Origin of the sequence: Comamonas sp. wu1-DMT (assembly GCF_040187805.1) — a bacterium.
In the GTDB taxonomy this organism is placed as follows: Bacteria; Pseudomonadota; Gammaproteobacteria; order Burkholderiales; family Burkholderiaceae_C; genus Comamonas; species Comamonas thiooxydans.
Genome location: NZ_JBANEM010000001.1, coordinates 301,130 through 327,091, shown reverse-complemented (window position 1 = coordinate 327,091; position 25,962 = coordinate 301,130). Strand labels below are relative to the sequence as shown.

Sequence of the window (25,962 nt, the reverse complement as noted above, 5' to 3'; positions counted from 1 at the left end):
GGGGCGGCGAGGCCGCCAAGGCCCTTGCCTGCTGTCTCTTCCCTGGGATCTGCCAGTGTTTGAACGGAAATCGTGAATATGAGTCAGTCTTCTTCAATGGGCTTGCGCGGCAAGGTGGTGCTGGTGACGGGCGCCAGCCGCGGCATCGGTGCGGCGATTGCCCTGGCGTTTGCGCGCGAGGGGGCGGCGGTGGCCGTCAACTACCTGTCCAATGACGAGGCTGCAGCCAGCACAGTGGATGCCTGCCTGGCCGCGGGCAAGGACTCGGGCGGCGATGCCTGGGCGGTCAAGGCCGATGTGGGCTCGCCCGATGCGGTGCAGAGCATGGTGGACAGCATAGTGCGCGAAGCGGGGGGCATCGATATCGTGGTCAACAATGCCTTCAGGCCCTATGCATTCGATCCGGAACGCCGCAGCCGTTTTGACGATCTGCAATGGGCGGACTATCAGGCACAGTTCGATGGGGCCGTAGGCGCAAGCTTCAATGTCTGTCGTGCGGTGCTACCGCTGATGCGCCAGCGCGCGCGCGGCAGCATTGTCAATATCGTCAGCAATCTCGTGGAGCAGCCTGTCGTCGCCTATCACGACTACACCACATCCAAGGGCGCTCTGCTGGCCTTCAGCCGCAATCTGGCCAGCGAGCTCGGGCCAGTGGGCATCCGCGTTAACTGTGTGGCGCCCGGGCTGGTCTATCCCACGCAGGGCACACAGGGCAGCAAGGAGTCTTTCCGTGAATCGCTGATGGCGGCCACGCCGCTGAGGCGGCTGGCACGGCCCGAGGATGTGGCAGGGCCGGTGCTGTTCCTTGCGTCGGAACTCAGCGGTTTCATGACTGGGCAGCTGCTGCTGGTCGACGGCGGTCTGGTGATGCGCTGAGCTTCCAGGCAGCCAAGGCAAAGCCTGTCTGCCTTCTTGCCCTTACTGCTTGGCGGATGCTTGGGCGTGATCTATCGCATCGATGATGGCCACGCCGGTCTGCTGCACGCCCGGAGCGTTGAAGCCGGGGCCTGGCGTGACGGCAGGGTGGCTGAGCAGCTTCTCGGCCATGCTGGGCGCTGCGGCAGGAGCGCTGGTCTGTACGGGGGAAGGCGGGTTGGCGGCAGGCTTGGCAGTTGCCTGTTCGGTGGAGTCCAGATAGTCGTTATAGCGCTTGTAGGCCTGACGCTCGCTGCGAGTCTGCTCCTGCTGCTGCTGTGAATGCTTGAAGTATCGATAGGCGACCGTACCCAGAATCAGTGCTGCCACCAGAAATACGGCAATAGCGGTGACGACGAGGTTTTCGTCGGAGCGCTGAGGCGATTGACGGACGGCGGTGGGCATGGGACGGGAAGCTGGCATCTGGGAAAGCATGTCCGAGCAACCGAGACTCGGACCTGATCGGTATCTAACTGTTTTCAGCGTATCAAAAATAGCCGGTTCAGGCCTTCAGATCGGCAGTTTTTTCCAGAACTTCAGTCGGAAATGTCCAAAACCTTGGTCGTGAGCAAGTTTTTTTTTGCGCAAAAAAGCCGGTACGCCCTGGGCGGTACCGGCTTTTGCAGCTTTGCCAGCTATCAGGCAGCGACGGCTTGTGCTTGCTCGATCTGAGCCTTGGCTGCTTCCATGGCGGCAGCCTTGGCGTCGGGGCCCATGGCCACGCCTTCGGCACGAACGATGGTCACGTCGGTCACGCCCATGAAGCCGAAGATCACCTTCAGGTAGCTTTCCTGGTGCTCCATGGCCTGGCCCGCTTCGCTGGTGGAGTATGCGCCGCCGCGAGCGGAAGCGACGATGACCTTCTTGTCGCCGGCCAGACCCACGGGACCGGTGGCGGTGTACTTGAACGTACGGCCAGCCTGGGCGATGCGGTCCAGCCAGGCCTTCAGCTGCGAGGGGATGGTGAAGTTGTAGAAGGGGGCACCCACCACGATCACGTCAGCAGCCAGGAATTGGCTGACCAGCGCTTCGGAGACGGCGTTTTCCTGGCGTTCGACTTCGGTGGCAGCGGCCTGGCCGGTGCGAAAGCCCAGAGATTGCGCGCTCAGGTGGCTGGGGGCGCTCACGGCCAGGTCCAGGTAGTCCACCTTGGCTTCGGGGTTGGCCTGCTTGAGGTTGGCAACGATATCGGCTGTCAGGGAGCGGGTAACGGAACTGGAGCCAGTGATGGAAGAGTCGATGTGCAGGATTTGCATATTGGTACCTATACCTCTAAAAATGAGTAAAAGAGCACTTCTTGCCCAGCTCAGATGCTGCGTTGCGGCAAAACAGTGATTCGTTTTGAATTGCAATGGGATAGATTGTAGATTTGTTTAGATTCGGCAATAAGTCTGCAAAAATGCGATAGATCGTTCCAAATATCAATTCAATCGAGTCCAAGGATATATGCATGGTGGATCTCAACGACATGCTGTACTTCGTCGAAGTGGTCGAGCGCGGCGGCTTTGCCGCTGCGGGGCGGGCACTGGGTATTCCCAAGTCGCGCCTCTCGCGCCGTGTTGCTGAACTTGAGGCCCACCTTGGGGTGCGCTTGCTGCAACGCACCACCCGCAAGCTGTCTCTGACACAAGTGGGGGAGACCTTTCTGCGCCACGGCCAGGCCATGCGCGATGCCGCCCTGGCAGCGTCGGATGCCGTGGCCGAAGTCCAGACCGAGCCGCGCGGCACCATTCGTGTGACCTGCCCGGTGACGCTGGCGCAGACCGTCCTGGGCGAGTTGATGCCCGAATTCCTCAAGCGCTGCCCGCTGGTGCAGGTGGAGATGCAGGTCACCAACCGCCCAGTAAATCTGGTCGAGGAGGGGGTTGATGTCGCATTGCGCGTGCGTGCCACGCTGGAGGACAGCGGCTCCATGGTCGTCAAGCGACTCGACAGCTCGCGCCAGATTCTGGTGGCCAGCCCCGATCTGCTGCAGCGCCAGGGCACCCCCAGGTCGCTGGAGGACCTGCAGTTGCTGGACAGCATGGCGATGACGGCAGTCGACGGTCATTCCAGCCTGCTGCTCGTCGGGCCCGAAGGCAAGGAGCACCGGCTGCAGCTGCAGCCGCGCTATGTGGTCGATGACTTGCTGACGCTGAAATTTGCGGCCCTGGCCGGCAGCGGCATGTGCTGGCTACCTGACTATATGTGTCAGGATGAATTGACCCGGGGCACTCTGGTGCAGTTGCTGCCGCAATGGGCACCTCCGCGCGGCATCGTGCATGCGGTGTTCCCCTCACGGCGTGGGTTGGCACCGGCGGTGCGGCATTTCCTGGACTTCCTTGGGGAGCGCATGCCGGGCAGCAGCATCTCTGCCGTGCAAAAGGCAGCATTGGCCTCGGCGCAGCATTAGCTTCTGCCCATAAGATAACAACAAAACATTCGTTGGGATTTGGGCAGGCCTTGCCCACAATGACTGCCTTGTTATCAGATCAGGAGCACGCCGGACTTTTTTCCTCTGGCCCGGCTGTCGCTCCGAGATTACAGGAGGCAGCATGACATCCCCATTTCGCATCGTGATCGTGCCTGGCTGGCGCAACTCCGGTCCCGGCCATTGGCAAAGCCTGTGGGCAGAGCAGCTGGAAGGCGCCGTGCGTGTACAGCAGCAGGACTGGCTGGTGCCGCACCGCGATGCCTGGGTGGCGGAGCTGGAAAGAGTCTTGCTCGCCGATGAGCGACCTGCCGTCATCGTGGCCCATAGCCTGGGTTGCATCACGACCGCGCATCTGGGCGAGGCTGCTGCGGCGCGCGTGCACGGCGCCTTGCTCGTGGCTCCTGCCGACCCCGAGCGTCGCGCCCAGCTTGCCGACTTCGCCCCCGTGCCCTATGCGCCGCTGCCCTATCGCAGCGTGCTGGTGGCCAGCAGCAATGATCCGTTCTGCCCCATTCGCCGTGCGGGCGCTTATGCCAGGGCCTGGGGCAGCGAGCTGGTGCGTTTGCAGAACGCCGGACATATCAATATCGAGTCGGGCTTTGGCGCCTGGCCACTGGGGCTGGCACTGCTGCAATCGCTGACCGAGCAGGGCGGCTGGAATGCTCAGACCTCGACCCGGCCCTTGCAGGCAACTGCACTTGCGGCCTGAAATCCAGGGGCTGTTCCTCTTTCATGCTTTTCTTTTGATAGCTGTATGCGCTTTCTGATAGAGCGCTTACGGCTATTTTTACTTTGAACTCGCGTGCTGTTTTATTCTTTATATTGAATTTCAGAAAAACAAAGAAAAATATATTCTTTTGAGTTTTAAGGAGTCGTTCGCACAATGTCTACATCTATACACATTGCTCAAGAAAAGGCAGCGAACCATGCATTCCGTGAAGCTCAAGACATTGTTGGCATCCATCGCACTGGCAGCAGCAGGCGCTGCCTCGGCACAGACTCAGCTGCTCAATGTCTCCTATGACGTGGCCCGCGAGTTCTACAAGGATTACAACGCTGCATTCATCGCCCATTACAAGAAGACCAAGGGCGTGGACATCAAGGTGGATCAGTCCCATGGCGGCTCCAGTGCCCAGGCCCGCGCCGTCAATGACGGCCTGGCTGCCGATGTGGTGACTTTCAACACGACCACCGATGTGGATTTCCTGGCCCAGAACGGCGTGGTCGCCAAGGACTGGAACAAGAAGTTCCCGCATGACGCATCGCCCACTACATCGACCATGCTGTTCCTGGTGCGCAACGGCAATCCCAAGAACATCAAGGACTGGTCCGATCTGGTGCGCCCAGATGTGAAGGTTGTGGTGGTCAACCCCAAGACCGGCGGCAATGGTCGCTACGCCTATCTGGCCGCCTGGGGCTCGGTACGTGAGAAGGGCGGCACCGATGCGCAAGCGGCCGAATTCGTGCAAAAGCTCTACAAGAACGTGCCCGTGCTGGGCAAGGGCGGCCGCGATGCGACCAGCATCTTCTTGCAGCGCAATATCGGCGATGTGCTGATCACCTTCGAATCCGAAGTCGTGTCCGTGGACCGTGAATTCGGCCAGGGCAAGGTCGACGCCGTCTACCCCTCGGTGAGCATCGTGGCCGAGAATCCAGTGGCTGTGGTCGAGCGCACCGTGGCCAAGAAGGGCACGACCCAGCTGGCCAACGACTATCTGCAGTGGCTGTACTCTGACGAAGCCCAGGAAATCGCTGCCAAGCATGCGATCCGCCCGCGCTCCGAAGCAGTGCTGAAGAAGCACGCCGACCAGTTCAAGCCCATCAAGCAGTTCACCGTGGCCAAGTACTTCGGTTCGCTGACCGAAGCGCAGAAGGTGCACTTCAACGATGGCGGCCAGTTCGACAAGCTCTACACCCCCGGTAAATAAAGACTCCCTTTGAGCGGCTATGCCGCTTCCCCCTCTCTCGCTGCGCGGGAGGGGGCGACGCCCCAAGCGTAAGGGGCGGCCCTTGCTCGGCGTCCCTGTGGGGCGCCTGCCTGTTCATAGGCCCGGCATGTTGGCTGCAATCACTTTTTCTACATCGCCTTTTGAATATGTCCTCTGCTGCTCTAGCCCCCCGCAAGGCGCGTAGTGCCAAGCGAGTGTTGCCCGGTTTCGGGTTGACGCTGGGCTACACCATTTTTTATCTGAGCATCATCGTGCTTATCCCGCTGGTAGCCCTGCTGTTCAAAAGCTTCTCATTGACCTGGGAACAGTTCTGGACTGCGGTATCGGCGCCGGCCGTGGTCGCTTCCTACGAGCTGTCCTTCACCATGTCCTTTATCGCGGCCTGCGTGAACGTGGTGTTCGGCATGCTGATCGCCTGGGTGCTGGTGCGCTACCAGTTCCCCGGCAAGAAGGTGGTGGATGCGCTGGTCGATCTGCCGTTTGCGCTGCCTACGGCCGTGGCCGGTATCTCGCTGTCGGCGCTGTATGCGGGCAATGGCTGGATCGGACAGTACTTCGAGTCGTTGGGCATTCAGATGGCCTACAACCCCAAGGGCATCGCCATTGCACTGATTTTCATCGGTCTGCCTTTTGTGGTGCGTACCGTTCAGCCGGTGCTTGAAGACTTCGAGAAGGAGCTGGAAGAGGCGGCAACCAGCCTGGGCGCATCGCGCTGGCAGATTTTCTACAAGGTCATACTGCCGCATATCGGTCCGGCGCTGCTGACCGGCTTTGCCATGGCTTTTGCGCGCGCCGTGGGTGAATATGGCTCGGTGATCTTCATTGCCGGCAACATTCCCATGGTCTCGGAAATCACTCCGCTGATCATCATGGCCAAGCTGGATCAACACGATGTGGCTGGTGCCACGGCCGTGGCCGTGGTGATGCTGCTGATCTCTTTTGTATTGCTGCTGCTGATCAACGCACTGCAGGCATGGCAGCGCAAGGCGCAGGGAGGCCGCTGAGATGTCTTCGATTCACGCAGCGATTCAGGCGCTGTTTCCCAATCTGCTGCCCATCTGGGCGCATCTTTTCACCATCGTCGCCATTGCTCTGCTGGTCCTGGTCGTGCTCTACAAGATCACGGCCCCGCCCAAGAGCGCCAAGCTGGAGAAGATGACCACGACCGAGCCGCGCTGGGTGCGCTGGGTTCTGACCACAGTGGCCCTGCTGTTCATGTTGATCTTCCTGATCCTGCCGCTGCTGTCCGTCTTTGGCGAGGCGCTGCGCAAGGGCTGGGATGTCTACGTCACGTCGCTGGGCGAGCCTGATGCGATCTCGTCCATCAAGCTCACGCTGATCACGGCGCTGATTGCCGTGCCCCTGAACCTGGTCTTCGGCGTGGCCGCCGCCTGGTGCATCGCCAAGTACGAGTTCAAGGGCAAGGCCTTTTTGACCACCTTGATTGACCTGCCATTCTCCATCTCGCCCGTGGTTGCCGGTCTGATGTACGTGCTGGTGTTTGGCGCCAACGGCTGGCTGGGCCCCTGGCTGGCCAAGCATGAGATCCAGATCATCTTTGCCGTGCCCGGCATCGTGCTGGCCACCGTGTTCGTGACCTTTCCCTTCATCGCCCGTGAACTGATCCCGCTGATGCAGGCCCAGGGCAGCGACGAAGAGCAGGCCGCCATCGTGCTTGGCGCCTCGGGCTGGCAGACCTTCTGGAATGTCACCCTGCCCAATATCAAATGGGGTCTGGTCTATGGCGTGATTCTGTGCAACGCCCGTGCCATGGGCGAGTTCGGTGCCGTGTCCGTTGTCTCCGGCCATATCCGGGGCCAGACCAACACCATGCCGCTGCATGTGGAAGTGCTGTATGCCGACTATCAGGCGGCAGCCGCCTTTGCCGTGGCATCGCTGCTGGCGCTGCTGGCGCTGGTGACACTGGTGATCAAGTCCCTCGCCGAATGGCGTGCCGAGCAGCAGGCCAGGGCCGCTGCCGAAGCACCGCCCGAGCGCCCAGGCCAGATCAGCCTCGCAACGAACAAAACCGCCAAGGCAGCCTGAGCTGCCCGGATCAGAACAAGAGATTCATCATGAGTATCGAAATTCGTAATGTCAGCAAGCAGTTCGGCGATTTTCAGGCCCTGCGCGATGTGAGTCTGGATATCAAATCGGGCGAACTGATCGCCTTGCTCGGCCCATCGGGCTGCGGCAAGACCACGCTGCTGCGCATCATCGCGGGTCTGGAGACTGCCGATGTGGGCAGCATCCACTTCAGCGGTGAAGACACCACCGATGTGCATGTGCGAGACCGCAACGTGGGCTTTGTGTTTCAGCACTACGCGCTGTTCCGCCATATGACGGTGTTCGAGAACGTGGCTTTCGGCCTGCGTGTCAAGCCGCGCAAGGAACGCCCCAGCGAGGCAGTGATCAAGGAAAAGGTCATGAAGCTGCTCAAGCTGGTGCAACTGGACTGGATTGCCGAGCGCTATCCATCGCAACTCTCGGGCGGCCAGCGTCAGCGTATCGCGCTGGCCCGTGCCCTGGCTGTCGAGCCCAAGGTGCTGCTGCTTGACGAGCCCTTTGGTGCCCTGGATGCCAAGGTGCGCAAGGAGCTGCGACGCTGGCTGCGCCAGTTGCACGACGAGTTGCATGTGACCTCCATCTTCGTGACCCACGACCAGGAGGAAGCCCTGGAAGTGGCGGATCGCGTGGTGGTCATCAATCAGGGCAAGATCGAACAGGAAGGCACGCCCCAGCAAGTCTGGGATAACCCCGCCACTCCGTTTGTCTATGGCTTCCTGGGCGATGTGAACCTGTTCAAGGGCCGCGCCAGCGATGGCCGGGTCTATCTGGACGAAGGCATGCAGCTGGACAGTAGCGATGCGCGCGGTGCCCAGGACAGCCAGGCTTTTGCCTATGTGCGACCCCATGATCTGGAAGTGGAGCGCTATTCCCCGGGCCAGAACCTCGACGCCCAGGGGCGCCCCACAGGCATCGTGGCTCAGCTTTCGCGCGCCATTGTGGTCGGCCCCATTGCAAGGCTGGAACTTATTCCCTCCGAGACCACACCAAATGCCAGCCATGCCGGGGAAGACGGGTTGATTGAAGCCCAGATTCCCGCACAGCAGTTCAAGGACATGGGTCTGCGCGAAGGTGAAACCCTGGTGGTGACGCCGCGCCGGGCCAAGGTGTTCCTGGATGAGGCGGCTGGGATTTGATACCCCCTGAGGCGCTATGCGCCTTACCCCTGCCTCTCAGGCGGGAGTCTCAGAGTCGCCGAGAGGCGGCTCTGGCTTGCAGTCTCCTGCGAAGGAGTCGTGCAGGCATCAGAGGGCGTTATCCTTGGTGCTGGCATGATTCAGAAATTTCGCAGAAAGAATATTGATGCTTCAATGGTTTGAAACCGCGCCGCGGCGCATCCTGGCGCTGATCAGCGTCGCCTGTGTGGCCATGCTGGCGTTTGGCCTTTACTTGCAGCATGTGGTGGGTCTGGAGCCTTGCCCCATGTGCATCGTACAGCGCTATGCACTGATTTTGGTAGCTATCTTCACAGGGCTGGCAAGCTTTAGAGACCAAAAAGGCTGGTGGATGAGCTTTGGCATTCTGGCCCTGCTGGCCAGCGGTTTCGGTGCATTTGTGGCGGCACGCCAAAGCTGGCTACAGTGGTATCCACCCGAGTTTGCGACCTGCGGCCGTGACTTCTACGGCATGATCGAGCACTATTCCTTCAGCCGCTCCATTCCCATGATCTTCCAGGGCTCGGGCGACTGTGCGGCCATTGACTGGACTTTGCTTGGCGGCTCCATTGCCAACTGGTCGTTTGTCTGCTTCGTGGCGTTTTTCGTGATTCTGGCCATGCTGTTGATCAAGGGCGTAAAGCGCTGAATCCCGGCGACATCCAAACTATGAAGCCCCGGCAAGCGTAAGCTGCCGGGGCTTTTTCATGGCTTGGAAACACTGGCCGTAGCTGTCACTCCAGCAGCTGCAGCCATGGTTTCACCATTAGAGGCTTTCCACGCTCTCGCCAACAAATGTCGGCCCCTTGCTGCCGGGCAACCAGCCTGGATAGGTTTCCATGACTTCGGCAAACAGGGCCGAGTCAATCCAGCGCTGCAGCCAATGCTGCAGATGAGGCCAGGGCTGCTCGTTCCACTGCGCTTCGTCGATGCGCGCGTACTGGCGCACAAAGGGGCGCAGTGCCATATCGGCCAGACTGGGGTTCAGACCGAACAGATAGCCGGTTTCCTCGAGCTGATCGTTCAGTGCCGACAACCAGGTCAGCGCGTCGGCCTGGGCCTGGTTCACGGCCTCGGCATCGTGGCGCTCGGGGTATTTGCAGCGATCAAGAGCCTGTTTGAAAAAGCCGTCGTTGCGCTCGATCAGAGCCAGCATGTCCTCCAGGCTGCCATGCGTGGGTTGCAGCCAGCCATCGGGGTCGTTGCCGTGCAGCGCATGCAGCATCACCTCCAGGCTCTGATCAATGACTTTTCCGTCCTGCAGCACCAGCACGGGCACCGTGCCCTTGGGCGATGCGTCGAGCAGTGCCTGTGGCTTGTTGCGCAGATTGATTTCACGCAGTTCGCAAGCCAGGCCCGCATGGGCCAGCGCCAGACGGGCTCGAATGGCATAGGGGCAGCGACGGAAGGAGTACAGGACGGGCAGGGTGGCGGCGGCAGTCAAGGCAGGTATCTGATGAGATGAATGAAACCAAAGCGCCATGGCGCTTGCTGGGCGTGTACTGTACCTCTTGCCCTGAAGCCATGCAGACCTGTGCGGCTTAGATGTTTTGGAGTACTCACGGATTGATAGCTTGAAACGATTGGAGTGAAACGGTTTTAGCCATTAAAGAGCGCTGGTTTCAGTCAGTTTGCAACTGGGTCATCAGCCATTGTCTGAAGGTTTGCAAGGCGGCGCTGGCCTGACGCGATTTGAGATAGGTCAGCCAGTAGGCGCCGGTGTCGACCTCATGGGCAAAAGGGCGCACCAGCCGGCCCTGTTGCAGCATGTGCTCGAACATGCGTGCGGGCAGCAGGGCAATGCCTGCGCCCTGAGCGGCGGCCTCGGCCAGCGTTAGCGAAGAGTCGAACATGGCTCCGCGCGCCAGCGGGGCTGCCTGGTCAAGGCCGGCAAACCAGCCTTCCCATTCCTGGGTGCGATAGGAGCGCAGCAAGGTTTGCCGGGCCAGGTCGGCAGGCTCGCGCAGCTGTTGTGCCAGCATGGGGGTGCACATGGGCGAGAGCGGTGCGCGCAGCAGCATCTGCGCGTGCGTGCCATGCCAGGCACCGTCGCCAAAGCGCACGGCGGCGTCCAGCCCTTCGCCGGCCAGATCCACGCGATTGTTATTGGTCAGCAGCCGAAGATCTATGTAGGGGTGCAACTGCTGGAACTGGCTCAGCCTGGGGATCAGCCAGCCTATGGCAAAAGTGCCGACCACGCCCACGGTCAGAATTTCGCGTGGTCGTGGTTCTGCCACCTGCTGCAGCGATTGCTCTATGCGCTCAAAGCTCTGTGCCACCACGGGCCACAAGGCCTGGCCTTCGTCGGTCAGGGCCAGGCCGCGCGGCAGGCGGCGAAACAAAGGCTTGCCAAGGCGCTCTTCGAGATTACGGATGTGCTGGCTGACGGCGGCCTGCGTCACATGCAGCTCCTGCGCGGCGCGAGTCAGGCTCTGGTGACGGGCGGCCGCATCAAACATGCGCAAGGCGTTCAGTGGTAGCTGCATATCTCAATCAAGATAAAAGTTTTTCTAATGGATGGTGTCAATTATTACTGCTGGTTCATACGAATCTACCGATTTATGCTTCAAACCATGACAGTTAACCAAAAGAGGATCTTATGCAGCGACGCAGCATGCTGACAACAGGACTGGCCTTGGGGCTGGGGGCCTGGGGACTGAGCGGCTGTGCTTTTATCTCCAAGCAGCAAGCCGCAGCAGCGAGAACATTGAGCGACGAGTTGGCGGCGTTGGAGATTCAGGCCCAGGGCCGATTCGGCCTGTATGTGCTGGATACCGTCAGTGGCGCCGAGGCGGGCTGGCGCGGCGATGAGCGCTTTCCCATGTGCAGCACCTTCAAGACCTTGTTGGCTGCACGCATGCTGTATCTGGCACAGCGAGATGAAATTCGTCTGTGGCGCAAGCTCTATTACTCTCCTTCCGAAGTCGTGGCCTGGTCGCCGATATCCGAAAAGCGCGCGGGTGCCAATGGCGGCATGACGGTGCAGGAACTGTGTGAAGCGATGGTGCTTGTCAGCGACAACACGGCGGCCAATGTGCTGCTGGAGGCCAGCGGCGGGCCGGCGGCGCTGACGCAATGGCTGCGCGAACTGGGGGACGGCATCACCCGGCTGGACCGCAACGAGCCTTCGCTGAACACTGCGCTGCCCGGCGATGAACGCGACACAACGACGCCGCAAGCCATGGTGCAAAGCCTGCAGAAACTGCTGCTGGGCGATGTGCTGGAGGGCTATGCCCGCGCCTTGTTGCAGCAGTGGCTGGTGGACAGCCGTACCGGTGACAAGCGCGTGCGCGCCGGCATGCCCGGCGACTGGACAGTGGGCGGCAAGACAGGCAGCGGAGAGAGGGGCACGGCTTGCGACACTCTCATCGTCTGGCCTACCGCACAATCTGCGCCGCTGCTGGTGACGGCGTATCTGACCGGCAGCCCGCTCGATGGGGCGGGGCGAGAAGCCGTGTTGGCCAGGGCTGGCGAAGCGATCAAACGCTGGTATTACACGATCTGAACCAGCGGCGGTCATTTCGATCGTGGGCAAGGATCTTGCATGCCTGCAGGCTTGGGGGAAGCTCTGTTACAGAAGCCTGACCATCCACTCGATTGCAGCCGCAGGATGCTCTGTGGGCTTGCCTTTCAGGCTTGAGGTTTGCTGCCAGGCAGGGTAGGGGGCTGACCAATCACAAGTCCTGTCCGAGCCTTGCGCTTGAACTTGGGTGGGCCCGGCAGCAGTTGTTGCGCCTGAATGGCTGATAGCAGGAGATGACCCGGGGCGGAGCTCACCCAGTCGCGCCAGCGTTGCAGGCGCACGTTCAAAGTTTGTCGCGACGCCGGCTCTGCATTGATGCGAAGAGGCGTCGAGATCTGTCATTTAATGAGATTGATTCTCATTTTCTGATAGAGTCTGCGCTTTCCCGCTCCGTAGCTGCATGTTTTGCGGCCGATTCAAGAGCCTGGGCGGCATGCCTCGCAAGAGGTCGAGGTGTACCCGTGGTTGCGCACTATTACGCAGAACTCGTCAGTTTCTTTGCTCGCTCGCTCAATAGCCGGGATGCGGCTGCGGATGTCGTGCAGGAAAGCTATGCCCGCGTCTTTGCCATGCAGTCGCGAGAGCTTGCGGTACGGGATTTGCGAGCACTGCTGTTTCGTACCGGCAAGAACATTGTGATCGACGATGCGCGCCGCCGCGCTGCAGAAGCACGCATGCTGGAAACCCTGGCGGTAGTGGGGGCCGATGAGGCGCCCTCGGCCGAGCGTCAGGTGCAAGGGCGACAGCAACTGGTCTTGCTGTCACGGCGCCTGCAAGCCATGCCGCGCAAGCGTCGCGAGGTGTTTGTGCTGGTACGCATCTATGGCTTCAGCCATGCCGAGGCAGCAGCGCATATGAATATCAGCGAAGCCGCCATCGAAAAACATGTGGTGCGTGCCGTCTGCGATTGCATGGGGCTCAAGTCATGAAGGCCGAGATGCCCGAGCGCAAACGGCTGGAATACGCCTTGTTGCTGATTGCTCGCCAGCATGGCGCAAGTACCGAAGCAGCGCAGGTAGCGGTAGAGACGCTGGAACGCTGGCGTGCCAGTGAGCCCGCGAATGAGCTGGCGGCCCAGGCTGCCATGGCGGGCTGGGCGCAGACCGATGGCAGTGCTTTGCAAGGCGATATGCCCATGCCCGCCACCCAGTCGGCGCGTGCGCAGCAGACGCGCCGGCGTGCGCTTTCCGTGCTGGGAGTCGCTGGTGTGGCGGGCCTGGCCGGCATGCTTGGCCGCTGGCACTGGCTGCAGCCAACGGAGCAGATCGCGCTGCATACAGGCCACGGCCAGCAATTGAGTCGCCATCTGGCTGATGGCAGCCAGCTCGATTTGGCGCCTGGCACCGATGCCTTGGTGGTGCTCTACCGTCAGCGCCGCGAGATCCATCTGCGCCAGGGCGAAATCCGGCTCGACGTGGCCCATGATGCACAGAGGCCGCTGGAGGTCCACACGGCCCTGGGCCGGGTGCGTGTACTGGGTACGGTTTTTTCTGTGGCCCTTAGGCCTACCGGCCTGCAGGTCAGCGTCGCCCAGGGCCGTGTGGCCGTGTGGCAGCAAGCCCGCATGACGGATCAGAATCCCGATGCCATGCTGGGCGCCGGCCAAGGCCTGCGCATCTATGCAGGCGGCGAGCTCGCGCACTACTCGCTCAATGCTTCGGATGTGGGCGCCTGGCGCGAAGGCTGGCTGGTGTTCGACCGCACGCCACTGACCGAAGTCGTGGCGCGCTGGAGTGACTATCTGGCCCAGCCGATGCTGCTGGACGATGGGGCTTCTTTGCAATCCCTGCGATTGACCGGCAGCTTCAAGCTGCGCGAGCCTGCCATCTTCATTGCCAGCCTGTCGCGCTCCCTGCCGGTGCGCGTGGAGCAACTGGCCGATGGCCGCACCATCATCCGTCGGCGCTGACGGCCGGCAAGGCCGGATGAAAATTTTTGTCCGGTACAAACCGTTTCATGCGTCTTCACTGTGAAAGCACTTTGACAAGCAGTTCACAGGATGTATTTGATGAAAAGAAATCACTCTCATTTTTCTTCTAACCAAGGGAAGGGTTTGGCTGCGGGTTCGCATGGTGGCAGTCTGCGCAGCGTGGCTCTGGCCAGTGCCTTAGCTTGTCTGAGCTGGTCGGGCCTGGCGGTGTTGCCGACGGCTCATGCCCAGAGCGCCAGCAGCCAGACAGCCATGTCCACATCGCGCAGCCTGAGCTTGCCTGCGCAGCCCCTGGGACAGGCATTGAATGCACTGGCCCGCACCTGGGGGGTGTCGGTCTCGGTTGACGCTGCATTGGTGGAAGGCCGCACGGCGCCGGCGCTGCAAGGCGTTCATACCTTGAACGAGGCGTTGGGCAAGGCACTGACTGGGAGCGGGCTGGAAGCGGTACCTGCCGGGTCGGCCATCACCGTGCGCCGCCACAGCAACCAGACCGGCATGCTGGGCGAGGTGACGGTGACGGCCCAGGCTGAACGCGAAGCCACGGAAGGCAGCGGCTCGTATGCCGCCTCATACGTGTCCCTGGGCAAAGGGCAGGACATCCGCGAGACACCACAGTCGATCTCGGTGGTGACGCGCCAGCGTGAAGCGCGGCGCGATAAGTTGGCGCTGTGACGTGTGATAAATCACCTCGCTCACGGTTTCAATGGGTGCAAAGGAATTACAGAATCAGGGGCTCAGACAAAAAAGCCAGCAGTCGCTGGCTTTGCTGTTTCTGATCCATGGGATGGGCAGGATACCGGCCGTGGGGTAACGCCACGGGTTGCGCCTTTCGGCTGGCCCTTTCCGACCTGCACCATCGCCGGAGACTATATCAGTCCACCCTAGAACAGGCCCGCAGGCTCAGCAGCCCTGTTCCAGCTGTAGATGACCAGCTCCCCGCGTTCGACGCGGTTTGAGCCGCCGCCCACGGTGTAGTCCAGCTTGAGTGCTTCCATCTCAAAGTCCTTGAAGCACTCCCTGATGGCCGGGTGGTCGTTGATGCTGATGACGGCCTTGCCCTTGATGGTCTTGAGCTTCTTGGCCATCAGCTCGTATTGCTCCCAGGGGAATGGCATGCCGTAGCCCTCAGTCTCCCAGTACGGTGGGTCCATATAGAAGAGCGTGTGGGCCCGGTCGTAGCGGTCCATACAGGAGGCCCAGTCGAGCTGCTCTATATATGTACCGCCCGCTGGATATCGGTCAGGGTTTCTGGGCGGGTGTCCTGCAGCCACTTGAACACTTGGCGGCTGGTCAACGCCCATTTGAACTGGCGCACGAACTCCTCCAGGTGATGGGTGACCACCCTATATAGATTGACCAAGTCGCCATTGACGTCGTTGAGCACCTCGACGTTGGCCGGGTGGCGGGCGAAGTAGACGGCCGCGCCGCCCGCGAAGACCTCGACGTAGCAGTCATGCGCCGGAAAGCGCTTGAGCAGCATGTCGACCAGGCGGCGCTTGCCTCCGATCCAGGGAACGATGGGGTTTGTCATTTATCTCAGCTTCCGGCCCTCGCTGGGGCTCTTTTGGGGCGCTCTGGGCGCTCAGCTGATTGAATGCTCCGCAACGGGGGCACTTGATGGCCAGGCGGATGTATTCGCCCTCGGCCAGTTTGCGGCGGCAGTTGCCGCATCTAATTTCATTCATTGCAAGCCAGTTTCAGCTGTTGAAAGACGATAGACTTGCCGGGCTCTCGAGAGCGGCGGGTCTTCGCCTGACTTGCAGGTCTAGTCTGCGGGTCGGGGGCTTAGCCAGGTGTTAGCGCACTTGACTAGGTCGCCCGTCTTTTTTATCGGGTCACGGTCCACTCCTGGGCCTGCTGGCTAGTCCTGCCGCCAAGTTGGCTATCCAGTACCACCCGCAGTGAAGTAAACGGCCCGCCATCGGTCAGTTCGTCGGCTGCGCTATAGGTCTGGCTGGTGCTAGACAAGCCCGAATAGGTGCGACGCAGCGTGGTGCCCGTATAAATGCGCAGGCGGTAGCTCGTGCCACTGGACGGGCCTATATTGCCTGCCGTGGCGTCAATCAACTGGTCGGCTTGGGTGATGCGGTCACGGCTGGCCCAGCTCACGGACAGTTCCCCTGTGATTTGCTCTGGCCATGCTTGGCCGTTGATCTTGAGGTTGCCCGGTGGGTATGGCAGGCCAGCGCGTCCGATCATGGCCAGGCTGTCAACCGGGGCGGCGCTTTCGGCCAGCAGGCCGCTGCCGGTGCGGGTCAGCAACTTGGCGTTGACCGTCACGCCCTGCGAGTACTCCGCCTGGGGAATGGCAGCAAAGTCGTCATAGAACCAAACGCGGGCACCGGCCGCATGCGGTTTTGGCACGGTGTCAGCACAGCCCCGGCCGAGGGTACACACGCCAGTTTGAGGGTTGATGGCATCCACGCGCACGATCTCATCGTCAATCAGAGCAGCAGTGCCTACCCGGACATCATCCAGACGCGTGGCATTCAGGGCTGTGATCTGGGTTGTGCCAGGTGTGATGCCCACAGACAACGTGCCGCTGGGGCAAAACGGGCCATCCAGTGTGGTGATGGCATAAGCGGCCGGTGATATACGTGTGGCCACCTCATAGCCCATGGACAATGAAGTCGGTGCGACGGCCGCAATCATCATATGGGCTGCAGCTGGGTCAAGCGCTTGTGCCTCGGCTGAGCCAAGGGCCTGCACCAGCTCACGATATGGCGCTTCAAACGGGCGGCGCAGGGTCACTGGCGCGGGCAGCGAGCTGGGCGGGACATAGCCTGGCGGCTCCGCAGGGATCAGGCTGGTGGCTGGCAGGCCAAACACATCCTGCACGGCCGTGATGGTCACGGTGCCATCATCCAGCGTGCCGTACTCGCAGGCCCCGGCGCGCAGCACCATGCGGGCAATGCCTCGGCGGCTGTCGCTGATGGCGAAGACACCGCCCGGCATGATGTCGGCCCCGCGTCTATCTAGGCGTAGCTTGAAGCGGCGGATAAAGCCGCTGGTCACCCGCAGCTCGCGCTGGGCCACGCGACTGGCCAGGCTGGCGGTGGGCAGACCAAACATATCCAGCGTTGTGGAGTTGGTCACGCCACCGGCCGCATGGATAGCGCCCAGGTTCTTGGCCCGGACCTGCTTGTCCTGCTTGGCCACGGGGTCGCGGTATTTGACGATGACTTCATTGGTGCCGCCCAGCTGGATGGCGCTCTCATCGTCGTCAATGCCCAGCAGCCCGGTGTCAAATGTGAAATGTGGCAGATCGTCCACGAGGTAGTTATCTCGCGTGGGCCAGAGCACGATCTTGCCCGTGCGTCGGCTTGTGAAGACCGAGGCCCCTACATGGTCCAGCACCGTCTGGGCAAACTTGTCGATGCCGTCCGAGCGTGTCCATTTGAGGCACAGGCCAAAGCCTTCAGCCGCAAACAGATCCGCCGCAGCTTGCCAACTGGCCTCGTCCATGCGGCTTGTGGGCAGGCCCCGGCCCATGCGTGGGTCTGTGTAGGCCTGGTACAAGATATGGGCCGGGTTCATCGCGTGGATGGCCCCGTCTTCAAGGAGCACGCGGGCCTTGGCCGGATACCAGACCGCATCAGCATTCCAGCCCTGCACCGAACGCCTAGCGCGAATGGCCCAGGTCTTGGGGTACGGACTCATGGCGCAGATTAGGCCGTCAAAGAACATGGTGCTCACGCCCCGGAATGCCGGAACCAGGCCACCCAGCATCTCAGCGAGGCGTGCATGCACTGGCTGGGTCTTGGCGCCCATCAGCACGGCGAGCGTGCCCTGAATGCCGCCTTCCTTCTCTTCGCCGCCGAACAGCTCGGGCTTGTCTATATAGACCTCAGTGTTGCCGGTGATGCTCCCCTTCCAGGCTTCCTTGTCGCCCACGCGGATCTCGACAATCTCGTCCAGGGGGCCACGACTCAGGGCCATGTGAATGCCCATGAAGTACTTGTAGCCGATGGTGACCTTTGATTTCTTACCCATTGGGCTGCTCCTGGTCTACGGCTGAAGCCCTGGCGTGTTCGATCACACGGTGGGCCAGCTCGTCGCCAGTGGCGGCCAGTTCGGCCTCCTCGATGCCGTGGGCCACGAAGTCGGACCAGCTCAGGCCATGGGCCGCAAACCACTCGCGGCAGCCTGCCGCGCAGTAGCCCGTGCCGCCGTTGAAGTTGGGCACGCTGTAGAGATGATGGGCATGAATCTGCATATAGCCTCTTTCAGCGACGGATGGGGCTGGTGCGGTAATTGCCTACGCCAACGACCATCCAGTCTTCAATCCACACATCCCCAAAGATGAACACCTGGGCCGTGCCTTCTGTGGACTGTGGAAAATCAAAATCCTCAAACGCCGCAGGCTTGGGCATTGCGGCCTTGGGCCGGGTGGCATAGCTGATGATTACGCTGGCCACAAAAATGGCGAATTGCACAAACATGGCATGCGCTCCTCAGAAAGCCGGATCGCCGTCAAATGGCGATTTACCGGGCATGTGACGGAATCCGCCGTAGTTGTTCATGTTGTTGAAGCGTCCGTTGCAGGTGGCGCTGCTTTGATCACAGCCCTCAAACAGATTGATGGCCATGCCCACGGCAAGCCCGCTGGTGCCGCCCAGCAGCGTGATGACCTGGCCAGCCTCGCCGTCGATGCCGCGCCGCTCAGTGCGGCCGTTGGACTGCCACTCCACGAAACCCGCAGCGAACACTCCCGCGCCTGCTGCGTTGTGGGTGATGCTGGCCCCGTCCATGGCCGAAACAGTCGCCTGCACCTTGTGCAGCTCGCGGTTGGCACCGCACTCCGAGTCGTAGACACTGTGCGGGCAGCCTCGCTGGTAAGTCAGGCGCAGGCCTGGGCGGCGCATGCTGGCAGAGAGCGATTCGCAGACCAGCTCACAGCGGTCATCCTGGGGCCAGCGCACGCCGGTGATGGACCCAATCCAGACCACCACGCTGGAGTCCATGGCATCTGCCTCGCCCCAGTGGAAGTCCCTAATCGTCACAAACACCTCGTCCGAAGGCGGCGCACCGCGAAAGAGCTGGGCTGGGGGCAGATCCTGCGGGGCCGTGATCTTGACCGTGTCGGCCGAGACTTGGCCCGTCATACGGATGCCGTCATCCATGATGGCCAGCGAGCGGTAGACGATGCCCTGCAGTTTGATATTGCGGTCTGCCGTGCAAAAGGACCAGCGCTGATTGCCGCCCAGCTCAAACAGATACAACCGTACAGGCTGGCCGTCATGCAACGATGTTTCACGACTTGTAAAAGTCATACGGTCTCCAGGTCGTCACGCACGCCGCGCCATGTGATGGATGCCCTGGCCAGGCCGTCCTGCGCATCGCTGTGATGGGTCAGTTCAAGCGCATCGTCTGCTGCGCGGCACAGGGCCATAAAGCTGATGCGCCAGACGTCTGCAGGGTTGATCACTCCTGGCAGGTCAGAGTCCAGGCTCAGGTTCTCGGTGGCTGCATCCTCGGCTGCAGCCGTGATACGCCGGTAAATGACGGTGCCGCTGTGCAGCTCGATGCGGATGTCCTGGCGGCCCTGAGTCTTGACGCCAAAACGGGCATAGCCGATGCGCTCCACAGTCAGCAGCGAGCCCGAGGCGGGCTTTGTCAACGTCAGGTCCCAGGCGTGCGTGGGCACCCAGACCGACTTGGCACGACCGCGCAGCCCGTAGGCAAGACTGCGCCAAGCGGCGCGTTCCTCGCGGCCCTGCAAGGCCCAGCGGTGCTGCTGCACGCTAATGTGTTTGCTGGCTGTATCTGTGACGGCGGGCAGTGCTGAGCCGTTGTCCAGCGTCTGCAACAGCCGCTCGTAATTGAGTGTCAGGTCTTCGGACTCATCAGGGCGCAGCTCAAACACGGGGCGGCCCCGGTACAGGGCCTGTGGCAATGCCGCACTCCAGTCAGAAGGCTCGGCAAGGTCAAACTTCAGCTGCGCACGGTTGTGCTTGTCGGTGAGTGGCTTGCTCTCAATGCTGGCAATGCGTGCTGTGCGTACGGGGTACAGGCGCGTACCTGCAGACCAGCGCTGCTGTGTCGGCCGCGTGAGCTGCAGGCCCGTGGCGTCGATAGCCAGAATTTCCACGGCCTCGGTTTCAAACGCCGACTCGCCGCGCAGCAGTGCAAGGCCTCCGGCTCGGAATTCAAATAGCGAGACCGCGCAATTGATGCGCAGAGAGCCAGCGGCCAGGTCTGCAGCCAGGAACTGAATGTCGTGCCAGATCGGCAGTGCCCAGACCCTGCGACCCCAGCCCGCAACAGACATATCAAAAAATGCCCGCTCCCGGCCTTCGGTCAGCATGCTTGCGTCAAATGAACGGCGCGGCGAGACACGCAAAGACCGGCGCTGCTCACCGCCGCGTGGGCTGGTCAACACATCGGTCAGCCACTCCAGCCGCTCGGCAACCGGTGTGGACCAGTCCGGCACAAAGCCCCAGGGCACGATGCGACTGCCTGTGATGTGCAGCGATGCAGAGCCGGTTGGCAGTAACCAACGCACATAAGTGTCCAACGTGCTGGGCCCGTCTTGGGTGACATTGATCAGCCAGTCCGTTTCCTGCAGACCGCCCAGCACCATGGGCAATGCAGCAGGCGGCGTGATAGTGATGCCGGTGTCGTCGCACTCCACGCCTTGCACGGCGATTGGCACCAGGTGTGCATTCCAGACCCGCACCGTGGAAACTTGGACGCTTGCGATATTGCCCAGCACCAGCTCATTAGGGGCGACATGCACCCGGTGATAGAACTCATCGGTGAAACTGTGCGAGCGGTATCCTTGCAAGGCACGCGGGTTCGCTAAGGCAGGCTTGCGCTGGAGCACGGCCGATGTCGTCCGCGTTGCAGGCTGGGTATGTGGTGGCCAGGCCACGTCGACCTCGCCCGCAAAGTTGATCAGCCCCGAGGCCAGCAGAGGGTTGTCTGCGACCGCCTGACTGCTTTTGGAGATATATCCAGCAAGGACTGCCATCACGCGCCGTCGTATCGGATTGCCCAACCAAACGTGCCGGTATGGGTGGCATAGGAGCCAGGATCAGGGATGGATGCGTTTTTTCGGAAGAAGGGATAGACCTTCCAGCGGTCTGGCCCAAAGCTCAGCACCTGACCGGGGTCTATGAAATTGATGCGTGCATAGCGCGCATGCCCCAGGTCTGCAATCAAGCGAGCCTTGCTCTCAGGTTGCTCTTGGTAGACCGTGATCGGCAGCAACACGGTCTCAGAGTTCCACACACTGGGCAAGCGTCCGATCAAGGGGGACTGCAATGAAATTCCCACAAGGCGTGGCTGACTAGTCTGTCCGCTCCAGACATTGTTGCTGTCTGTCTGCACGCTCTCATAGGCATAGATGCCACTGGAGCGGGTACTTGCCCAGAAAGGTGCGCAGCAAGAGTTGCTGGTATCCGAAATGCCGCCATTGCTGCTGATGTAGGTATTGCTGCCGCCTGTATCACCACTGCCGCAGCCGGAAGTCCATGCGCCGGTTCCTGTGAGCCCTGGCACATTGCTTGTGCCAAAAGCCAGCCAATAGTAGTCAGTCACATTGAGGTTGATGACCACATAGACTTCATCGGGCAGTAGGCCGATGTGAATGTGATAAACGGCCGGCCAGCCTGGCTGGCCCCATGTAGCTCCGGTTGTGGGAGGGCCGCAGCGGGATCTGCTGCCCGCTGGCCCCAGCAAAGTGGCTCCGCTTTGTCCGGTGCCGCCTTCAACGTTCAGACCACGGTAAGTCCCAGTCGATACCGCCGAGAGTTTGAAAAACGCATTGCCTTTTGAAAGGATGCCGGAGCTGTATGTCCAGCCATTGGCGGTGCATGCATTGGCGACTGCGGTCAGCAGCTCGTCGTATGTACTGATAGAGCCTGTGTAGTACGGCATTCAGGCCTCCATGCGAATCGCGTAGTAATCGTTATGGCCGGTGCGCCACACGTCTTGCATCACGACATGCTGCAGGCCGTTGATCAGCACAGTGTTTTCAACAGCGTTGTTGAAACCGCTGATGTGAAACACGCCGTCCAACTCACCCAGCAGCCCCTCCTGCGATGTATTGAGCACAATAGGTGTCAATGTGTAGAAGCCATTGGCATCTCGTACGGCATAGCTCGAGCTGCCAAAATACAAGTTGCTATAGGGGTAGGCTTCGGGCGTCTTCCACACTCCGTCGTTGAAGCGTAGGCGCATGTTTGGATAAGTGGTGCTAGAGCTGTTGTAGCGTCCATAGCCACCCTTGACCCAGCAGGTATGTGTGCTATCTGAGAAGCGGGTTGCAGGCTCTCCGCTCAGCATGCCCCCCACCACAACCGGATAGGGATACTGGCTGGGGCGGCCGTAGGGCAGCATCTTGCCCAGATACATGGATTCGTAGACCGGAGTGCCGACCTTCATGGCCAGCACCAACCGCTGGCCGTTGAGGGTCAGCCAGTAGTCAATGCGCAGGTTATGGGCCGGAACGCCCGAGAACATGGCCCCCGGCTGTGCTGCAAACGTATTGCCCGCCACATACCCCGTAAAGCCTGCGGCAGTGAGGTTGTAATAGTCGGCATTGGCGTTGTCGTACGTGCGCATGCCCACATAAATTTGCTCTGTGCCTGACAGGCCAGGCGCACGCAGAATCAGCTCGTGGCTGGCTGCGTTGTCGATATAGCGCATCACCGTCCATCCATTGGCCTCGGCAAACTCCTTGACCACCTGGAGCATGTTCTGATGGGCCAGCTTGCCACCGCTGTTGGTGACAAAGCCTATCTTGTGGGGCATCTCAATCTCTCCTCATAGCTCCAAAATTTGTCGAAACTTGGCAGCATTGCGGCTGAGCAAAACCGTCATGGCTTTTTCGCCCTTGCTGCTGGACAGCACCTGGGCAATGCGGTCAGGGTCGTCGACCAGGTAGAAGTTCTGCTGGTTGTCCAGCTTGGTGCTGCCGCCCATCGCCGGCGCAGCGGGCTTGAAGTTGCCCATGGACGGAATGCCCAGCGATGCGCCAGCCCCCACGACCAAGCCGCCGTCTGCGTAGGGAAGCCAGTCATTGAGGGCTTTCATGCCGACCTGGTTGAAGCGGGTCAAGAAGGCCAGCGCACCAGGCTGGCGCACCACTTCCTGGCGATGTACGAATTCATCCGCGTGAACCACACCTGCGTATTGATACTTGGCGCCAGGACCGGTCCAGCCACCGCTGGAGAAGCCCGCACCGAGGGCGCCGATGACGCTGCTGGCCCCGGAGCCGGCAGAGGATGCAGCGATCGCCTGCAACGCCACGGCAGCAGCTGTTGCGGCCGTGGCCATGGCCGTGGTGGCTGCGGTAGCGGCAGTGGTTGCAACCGTATCGGCCACTGTGGCTGCGGTGGATGCGGCGGTGGCCGCTGCATCGGCAGCAGTACCAGCGGTGTCCACCACAGCGCCTAGGCCTGCGGCTGCGGTGCTGGCTGCGGAGGCAGCGCCCGCGCCTGCAGCCGTCTTGCTCGCCCCGTTGATCAGGCCCATCACGCCTTCCTGAGCACGCAGGGCCAGCTGCTGGGCTGCCCACTCGCCCATGCCTTGGGCCAGGTTGCTCAGCAGGCCACGGACGGCCTCGCCCAGGGAAGCGGTGCCATCAGCCAGGCTCTTGAGCGAATTTGAAAGGCTGTTTCCGAAAGCATTGCCGAATGCCTGGCTGACTTCGTTGGCCTTGGTGCGCAGGCCTTGGATGCGAACTTCCAAGTCCTTGACGCGGTCGATGGCGGCCGGATTGCCGGTGATTTCGGCCAGCTCGCGCATCTTGGGCAGCAAGGCCTCCACCTGTGCGGCCGTGCTGGTGTTGATATTGAGGATCTGGCGCTTGGCCTCCAACTCGCCCGTCAAGCCTGCCGTGACCTGGTTGGCCAGGGACTGCTCGGTGCGCGACTGGTCCGAGAAAATGCGGTCTGCCTGCTGCTGCAGGCCCTCCAGCTGGGCGCGGGCGCTCTCAATGCCCACGAGCTGGTCGACCTTGGCCAGGCCCGACAAGTTGCCGGTCTTGCCCAGGTCATCGCGCAGCTTGCGGAATCGCTCCTCGATCCGGGTGACCGCTGCCTCGGCCGTACGCCCTTGCGCCTGGCTGATGCTTTCGTCTACAGCGGCCAGGCCTTGGGTGATGCGCTCATTGCGGGCCTTGGTGTCTTGCAGGTCCTTGGTGGACTTGTTCAGCCGGTCGGTCTCAGCTGCCACCTGGCGCAGCTGGGCAATGCGGGCGTCATCCAGCTTGAGGGCGTTTTTGTTGACCGTTAGCCAGGCCTCCAGCTTGGCCGTGGCCTGGTCCGTACTACTGCCCACATTGTCCTGGGCATTGGCCAGGCCCTGCTCAGCCTGCGCGCGAGCCTGCTGCAGCGTCTGCAACTGGGTCTGGAAGGCCGTGTCTACTGGGTTGACCTTGGGACCTGCGCCTTTCGGGGTCTTGGGCGTGAGCTTTTCCGTCTCGCGGTCGATCTGGTCCTGAATGTCCTTGTCAGACTTGCCCAGCAGCTTGCCTTGCTCCCGAATTTCCTTGACAGCATCGGCAAGCTGTTCTTTCCAGTTGCGCAGGCTTTTTGCTCGGCGATCCCAGGAGTCGGTGGCCGCGATACCTGCTGCCGCGTCTTGTGCCCGCTTTTGCTGCGCTGCGGCTCTTTCGTCTTCTGCGCGCTGCTGCTACTGCAGGTCGGTAACCTTTTTCAGTGCCTTGAGACGGTCGTCCTTTGTGGAGTCATAGCCCTCAATACCAAAAAAGCTGGCGATCTTTGAGCCCTGGGTGGACTTCTCGGCCAGGAAGCGATACTCCTTCTGAGCCTCGGCCAATTGCGCCGCCAACGGCGCGGTGCGTACGGAGTCCTTGATCGCCTGCCACATGCTGCTGGCTTTGTCGCCCACCCACTGGAATGACTTACCCAGGGCATTGAGAGACTGCTGCACCTCATTGGCACGCTGATTCATGGCCAGCGCATAGGAGCGCTGAGCAAGCGCTGCAGCTTCCTCCTTACGCCCTTGTTCATCCAGTGCCTTGATCTGCTGATAGATGGCCAGCGTCAGGTAGTTGTATTGCTCATTGAGCTTCTTGCTTGCCTCCACCGGAGCCTTGCCCAGCTCGGCAAACTGCTGGACCATGTCATCCACAGCAGCCCCTGTGGCGCGGGCCATGCTGACAGTGGACTGCGCCGCCAGTGCAATGACTGAGCTGGTGACACGGCCAGTCGCAGCAAGGCCGGTCACAGCCTCGTTGGCCAACCCATAGGAGCCGGTCATTTCCCCGACTGCTCGCGTGACGCTGGAAAGTTGGCTGACGGTGGTTCCAGCGGCATTGCCGTTGAGCACGATGGCCTTGGTGTAGCCCTCCGTTTCCTTGGCGGCGGAATGCCAGGCAACGCCAAGGCCCACCACGGCAGCGGCCGCCACGGTGTAGGGGTTGACCATGCCCAAGGTCGCGGCGCTCACAGCCTTGACCGCTGGAACGATTCCCCCATACATATCCTTGAGCTGGCCGCCTTGCTGGAGAGCAACAGTGATCGGGTTTTGGCCCGTCGCCAACCCCACGGTGATATCCGTCATCTGCGCGGGCAGCATGCGGTTTGCTGCGGCGAGCTGCTTGGCTGAGATGCCAGCAGCCTGGTTGGCCTTGGCCGCGCTGTTGACGGCCTTGGCCTGAGCCTGGGCAGCGGTTGCTGCCACTTTGCTGGCATCGGCCATACCCTTGGTATCTGCCCCAGCTGTCTTGGCGGCCGCCCCCATGCCCTTGGCAGCAGTGCCCGCCTGCTTGGCGCTGTCCGACAGCTTATCGATGGGTGCGGCGTTGATCTTCTGAGCGCCCTGGCCAACAGCCTCGGCATCCGCACGCAAGGCTTTCAGCTCGGCCCGCGCCTGGCTGACATCGGCTTGAAAGCGAAGCGCGACGTTCATGTCGCTGCTGTTGGCCATGGTCTATTTCCTCAGCTCGTTCATTCGGTCTTTGGCGGCATCGCCACCGGCCATGCCCGCGTTGACGTCCATCAGGCGCATGGCACTGCGCTGGCGCTCCAGCTGCA

At 61.4% G+C, this 25,962-nt stretch carries 26 protein-coding genes and 1 pseudogene; 12 read left to right on the top strand and 15 right to left on the bottom strand.

The genetic code is table 11. From position 1 onward, the window contains the following. The first annotated feature begins 96 nt into the window (after positions 1 to 96). The gene (locus V8Z78_RS01495; RefSeq protein WP_435386707.1) at positions 97 to 876 is read left to right on the top strand and encodes an SDR family oxidoreductase; all 780 of its coding nucleotides are present in this window, start codon (positions 97 to 99) and stop codon (positions 874 to 876) included. Between the two features lie 42 nt (positions 877 to 918). Here V8Z78_RS01495 and V8Z78_RS01490 read toward each other — a convergent pair whose 3' ends face one another. Both V8Z78_RS01490 and V8Z78_RS01485 read right to left on the bottom strand, forming a co-directional pair. Continuing rightward, positions 919 to 1,320: a hypothetical protein gene (locus tag V8Z78_RS01490; protein WP_050788992.1), complete on the bottom strand. Its 402-nt coding sequence runs from the start codon at positions 1,318 to 1,320 to the stop codon at positions 919 to 921. 233 nt (positions 1,321 to 1,553) lie between these two features. After that, entirely contained in the window at positions 1,554 to 2,171 is a 618-nt protein-coding gene (locus V8Z78_RS01485) for an FMN-dependent NADH-azoreductase (RefSeq protein WP_003067966.1), read from the bottom strand. Between the two features lie 194 nt (positions 2,172 to 2,365). Here V8Z78_RS01485 and V8Z78_RS01480 point away from each other — a divergent pair, with 194 nt between their 5' ends. The 7 genes from V8Z78_RS01480 to V8Z78_RS01450 all read left to right on the top strand — a co-directional run bounded on the left by V8Z78_RS01480 (position 2,366) and on the right by V8Z78_RS01450 (position 9,147). Beyond that, positions 2,366 to 3,307: a LysR family transcriptional regulator gene (locus V8Z78_RS01480; protein ID WP_012838156.1), complete on the top strand. Its 942-nt coding sequence runs from the start codon at positions 2,366 to 2,368 to the stop codon at positions 3,305 to 3,307. Between the two features lie 142 nt (positions 3,308 to 3,449). Continuing rightward, complete coding sequence (locus tag V8Z78_RS01475; RefSeq protein WP_003067964.1) at positions 3,450 to 4,037, top strand: RBBP9/YdeN family alpha/beta hydrolase; 588 nt, start codon at positions 3,450 to 3,452, stop codon at positions 4,035 to 4,037. Positions 4,038 to 4,254: 217 nt separating this feature from the next. After that, complete coding sequence (locus V8Z78_RS01470; RefSeq protein ID WP_003067963.1) at positions 4,255 to 5,256, top strand: sulfate ABC transporter substrate-binding protein; 1,002 nt, start codon at positions 4,255 to 4,257, stop codon at positions 5,254 to 5,256. Positions 5,257 to 5,423: 167 nt separating this feature from the next. After that, a complete protein-coding gene (gene cysT / locus V8Z78_RS01465; RefSeq protein ID WP_034352054.1) occupies positions 5,424 to 6,281 on the top strand; it encodes a sulfate ABC transporter permease subunit CysT in 858 nt (285 codons plus the stop codon). 1 nt (position 6,282) lies between these two features. Beyond that, positions 6,283 to 7,323 carry a sulfate ABC transporter permease subunit CysW gene (gene cysW / locus V8Z78_RS01460; protein ID WP_034352057.1) on the top strand — a complete coding sequence of 347 codons (1,041 nt, stop codon included), beginning with the start codon at positions 6,283 to 6,285 and terminating at the stop codon, positions 7,321 to 7,323. Positions 7,324 to 7,352: 29 nt separating this feature from the next. Next, positions 7,353 to 8,480 (top strand): sulfate/molybdate ABC transporter ATP-binding protein, encoded by a 1,128-nt coding sequence (locus V8Z78_RS01455; RefSeq protein WP_003055644.1) that lies wholly within the window; start codon positions 7,353 to 7,355, stop codon positions 8,478 to 8,480. A 166-nt stretch (positions 8,481 to 8,646) separates the two neighbouring features. Continuing rightward, positions 8,647 to 9,147, top strand: coding sequence for a disulfide bond formation protein B (locus V8Z78_RS01450; RefSeq protein ID WP_039048628.1), 501 nt, complete (start codon positions 8,647 to 8,649; stop codon positions 9,145 to 9,147). 117 nt (positions 9,148 to 9,264) lie between these two features. On the opposite strand, the gene V8Z78_RS01445 is transcribed toward V8Z78_RS01450, so the two are convergent. Together V8Z78_RS01445 and V8Z78_RS01440 are read right to left on the bottom strand one after the other, a co-directional pair. Then, positions 9,265 to 9,981 (bottom strand): glutathione S-transferase, encoded by a 717-nt coding sequence (locus tag V8Z78_RS01445; RefSeq protein WP_012838161.1) that lies wholly within the window; start codon positions 9,979 to 9,981, stop codon positions 9,265 to 9,267. A 139-nt stretch (positions 9,982 to 10,120) separates the two neighbouring features. Beyond that, the gene (locus V8Z78_RS01440) at positions 10,121 to 10,984 is read right to left on the bottom strand and encodes a LysR family transcriptional regulator (protein ID WP_003067957.1); all 864 of its coding nucleotides are present in this window, start codon (positions 10,982 to 10,984) and stop codon (positions 10,121 to 10,123) included. A 113-nt stretch (positions 10,985 to 11,097) separates the two neighbouring features. Between V8Z78_RS01440 and bla the strand changes: the two genes are divergently transcribed. From bla to V8Z78_RS01420, 4 genes are all read left to right on the top strand, one after another. After that, complete coding sequence (bla, locus tag V8Z78_RS01435) at positions 11,098 to 12,003, top strand: class A beta-lactamase (RefSeq protein ID WP_003067956.1); 906 nt, start codon at positions 11,098 to 11,100, stop codon at positions 12,001 to 12,003. Between the two features lie 479 nt (positions 12,004 to 12,482). Continuing rightward, the gene (locus tag V8Z78_RS01430) at positions 12,483 to 12,950 is read left to right on the top strand and encodes a sigma-70 family RNA polymerase sigma factor (protein WP_039048631.1); all 468 of its coding nucleotides are present in this window, start codon (positions 12,483 to 12,485) and stop codon (positions 12,948 to 12,950) included. After that, positions 12,947 to 13,930 (top strand): FecR family protein, encoded by a 984-nt coding sequence (locus V8Z78_RS01425; RefSeq protein ID WP_057092164.1) that lies wholly within the window; start codon positions 12,947 to 12,949, stop codon positions 13,928 to 13,930. The genes V8Z78_RS01430 and V8Z78_RS01425 overlap by 4 nt, the downstream gene beginning before the upstream one ends. A 144-nt stretch (positions 13,931 to 14,074) precedes the next feature. Then, complete coding sequence (locus V8Z78_RS01420) at positions 14,075 to 14,626, top strand: STN domain-containing protein (RefSeq protein WP_502878828.1); 552 nt, start codon at positions 14,075 to 14,077, stop codon at positions 14,624 to 14,626. A gap of 209 nt (positions 14,627 to 14,835) precedes the next feature. Here V8Z78_RS01420 and V8Z78_RS01415 read toward each other — a convergent pair. From V8Z78_RS01415 to V8Z78_RS01365, 11 genes and pseudogenes are all read right to left on the bottom strand, one after another. Beyond that, positions 14,836 to 15,485, bottom strand: a pseudogene (locus tag V8Z78_RS01415) (DNA adenine methylase). After that, on the bottom strand, positions 15,406 to 15,639 hold the full coding sequence (locus V8Z78_RS01410) for a Com family DNA-binding transcriptional regulator (RefSeq protein WP_349730767.1): 234 nt from the start codon (positions 15,637 to 15,639) through the stop codon (positions 15,406 to 15,408). The pseudogene V8Z78_RS01415 and the gene V8Z78_RS01410 overlap by 80 nt, the downstream one beginning before the upstream one ends. Positions 15,640 to 15,781: 142 nt before the next feature. Next, positions 15,782 to 17,947 (bottom strand): phage tail protein, encoded by a 2,166-nt coding sequence (locus tag V8Z78_RS01405; RefSeq protein WP_349730766.1) that lies wholly within the window; start codon positions 17,945 to 17,947, stop codon positions 15,782 to 15,784. Continuing rightward, the gene (locus V8Z78_RS01400) at positions 17,940 to 18,170 is read right to left on the bottom strand and encodes a hypothetical protein (RefSeq protein WP_349730765.1); all 231 of its coding nucleotides are present in this window, start codon (positions 18,168 to 18,170) and stop codon (positions 17,940 to 17,942) included. Before V8Z78_RS01400 ends, V8Z78_RS01405 begins: the two co-directional genes overlap by 8 nt. Positions 18,171 to 18,180: 10 nt before the next feature. Continuing rightward, positions 18,181 to 18,396 carry a hypothetical protein gene (locus V8Z78_RS01395; protein WP_349730764.1) on the bottom strand — a complete coding sequence of 72 codons (216 nt, stop codon included), beginning with the start codon at positions 18,394 to 18,396 and terminating at the stop codon, positions 18,181 to 18,183. Between the two features lie 12 nt (positions 18,397 to 18,408). Further along, positions 18,409 to 19,227 (bottom strand): phage/gene transfer agent baseplate hub protein, encoded by an 819-nt coding sequence (locus V8Z78_RS01390; RefSeq protein ID WP_349730763.1) that lies wholly within the window; start codon positions 19,225 to 19,227, stop codon positions 18,409 to 18,411. Continuing rightward, complete coding sequence (locus V8Z78_RS01385; protein WP_349730762.1) at positions 19,224 to 20,927, bottom strand: hypothetical protein; 1,704 nt, start codon at positions 20,925 to 20,927, stop codon at positions 19,224 to 19,226. The genes V8Z78_RS01390 and V8Z78_RS01385 overlap by 4 nt, the downstream gene beginning before the upstream one ends. Next, on the bottom strand, positions 20,927 to 21,514 hold the full coding sequence (locus V8Z78_RS01380) for a hypothetical protein (protein WP_349730761.1): 588 nt from the start codon (positions 21,512 to 21,514) through the stop codon (positions 20,927 to 20,929). The genes V8Z78_RS01385 and V8Z78_RS01380 overlap by 1 nt, the downstream gene beginning before the upstream one ends. Before the next feature lie 321 nt (positions 21,515 to 21,835). After that, the gene (locus V8Z78_RS01375; protein WP_349730760.1) at positions 21,836 to 22,711 is read right to left on the bottom strand and encodes a hypothetical protein; all 876 of its coding nucleotides are present in this window, start codon (positions 22,709 to 22,711) and stop codon (positions 21,836 to 21,838) included. Between the two features lie 12 nt (positions 22,712 to 22,723). Then, a complete protein-coding gene (locus V8Z78_RS01370) occupies positions 22,724 to 24,304 on the bottom strand; it encodes a hypothetical protein (protein WP_349730759.1) in 1,581 nt (526 codons plus the stop codon). Positions 24,305 to 24,595: 291 nt separating this feature from the next. Continuing rightward, on the bottom strand, positions 24,596 to 25,855 hold the full coding sequence (locus V8Z78_RS01365; protein WP_349730758.1) for a phage tail length tape measure family protein: 1,260 nt from the start codon (positions 25,853 to 25,855) through the stop codon (positions 24,596 to 24,598). Between the last annotated feature and the right edge of the window lie 107 nt (positions 25,856 to 25,962).

Excerpts from the sequence above, each read along its gene's own strand:
- V8Z78_RS01485 (WP_003067966.1), bottom strand. The coding sequence starts at position 2,171 with ATGCAAATCCTGCACATCGACTCTTCCATCACTGGCTCCAGTTCCGTT.
- V8Z78_RS01410 (WP_349730767.1), bottom strand. The coding sequence starts at position 15,639 with ATGAATGAAATTAGATGCGGCAACTGCCGCCGCAAACTGGCCGAGGGC.
- cysW (WP_034352057.1), top strand. The coding sequence starts at position 6,283 with ATGTCTTCGATTCACGCAGCGATTCAGGCGCTGTTTCCCAATCTGCTG.
- V8Z78_RS01470 (WP_003067963.1), top strand. The coding sequence starts at position 4,255 with ATGCATTCCGTGAAGCTCAAGACATTGTTGGCATCCATCGCACTGGCA.
- V8Z78_RS01395 (WP_349730764.1), bottom strand. The coding sequence starts at position 18,396 with ATGTTTGTGCAATTCGCCATTTTTGTGGCCAGCGTAATCATCAGCTAT.
- V8Z78_RS01445 (WP_012838161.1), bottom strand. The coding sequence starts at position 9,981 with ATGGCGCTTTGGTTTCATTCATCTCATCAGATACCTGCCTTGACTGCC.
- V8Z78_RS01480 (WP_012838156.1), top strand. The coding sequence starts at position 2,366 with ATGGTGGATCTCAACGACATGCTGTACTTCGTCGAAGTGGTCGAGCGC.
- V8Z78_RS01475 (WP_003067964.1), top strand. The coding sequence starts at position 3,450 with ATGACATCCCCATTTCGCATCGTGATCGTGCCTGGCTGGCGCAACTCC.
- V8Z78_RS01405 (WP_349730766.1), bottom strand. The coding sequence starts at position 17,947 with ATGGGTAAGAAATCAAAGGTCACCATCGGCTACAAGTACTTCATGGGC.
- V8Z78_RS01365 (WP_349730758.1), bottom strand. The coding sequence starts at position 25,855 with ATGGCCAACAGCAGCGACATGAACGTCGCGCTTCGCTTTCAAGCCGAT.
- cysT (WP_034352054.1), top strand. The coding sequence starts at position 5,424 with ATGTCCTCTGCTGCTCTAGCCCCCCGCAAGGCGCGTAGTGCCAAGCGA.
- V8Z78_RS01425 (WP_057092164.1), top strand. The coding sequence starts at position 12,947 with ATGAAGGCCGAGATGCCCGAGCGCAAACGGCTGGAATACGCCTTGTTG.
- V8Z78_RS01400 (WP_349730765.1), bottom strand. The coding sequence starts at position 18,170 with ATGCAGATTCATGCCCATCATCTCTACAGCGTGCCCAACTTCAACGGC.
- bla (WP_003067956.1), top strand. The coding sequence starts at position 11,098 with ATGCAGCGACGCAGCATGCTGACAACAGGACTGGCCTTGGGGCTGGGG.
- V8Z78_RS01440 (WP_003067957.1), bottom strand. The coding sequence starts at position 10,984 with ATGCAGCTACCACTGAACGCCTTGCGCATGTTTGATGCGGCCGCCCGT.
- V8Z78_RS01390 (WP_349730763.1), bottom strand. The coding sequence starts at position 19,227 with ATGACTTTTACAAGTCGTGAAACATCGTTGCATGACGGCCAGCCTGTA.
- V8Z78_RS01450 (WP_039048628.1), top strand. The coding sequence starts at position 8,647 with ATGCTTCAATGGTTTGAAACCGCGCCGCGGCGCATCCTGGCGCTGATC.
- V8Z78_RS01385 (WP_349730762.1), bottom strand. The coding sequence starts at position 20,927 with ATGGCAGTCCTTGCTGGATATATCTCCAAAAGCAGTCAGGCGGTCGCA.
- V8Z78_RS01495 (WP_435386707.1), top strand. The coding sequence starts at position 97 with ATGGGCTTGCGCGGCAAGGTGGTGCTGGTGACGGGCGCCAGCCGCGGC.
- V8Z78_RS01455 (WP_003055644.1), top strand. The coding sequence starts at position 7,353 with ATGAGTATCGAAATTCGTAATGTCAGCAAGCAGTTCGGCGATTTTCAG.
- V8Z78_RS01490 (WP_050788992.1), bottom strand. The coding sequence starts at position 1,320 with ATGCCCACCGCCGTCCGTCAATCGCCTCAGCGCTCCGACGAAAACCTC.
- V8Z78_RS01375 (WP_349730760.1), bottom strand. The coding sequence starts at position 22,711 with ATGCCCCACAAGATAGGCTTTGTCACCAACAGCGGTGGCAAGCTGGCC.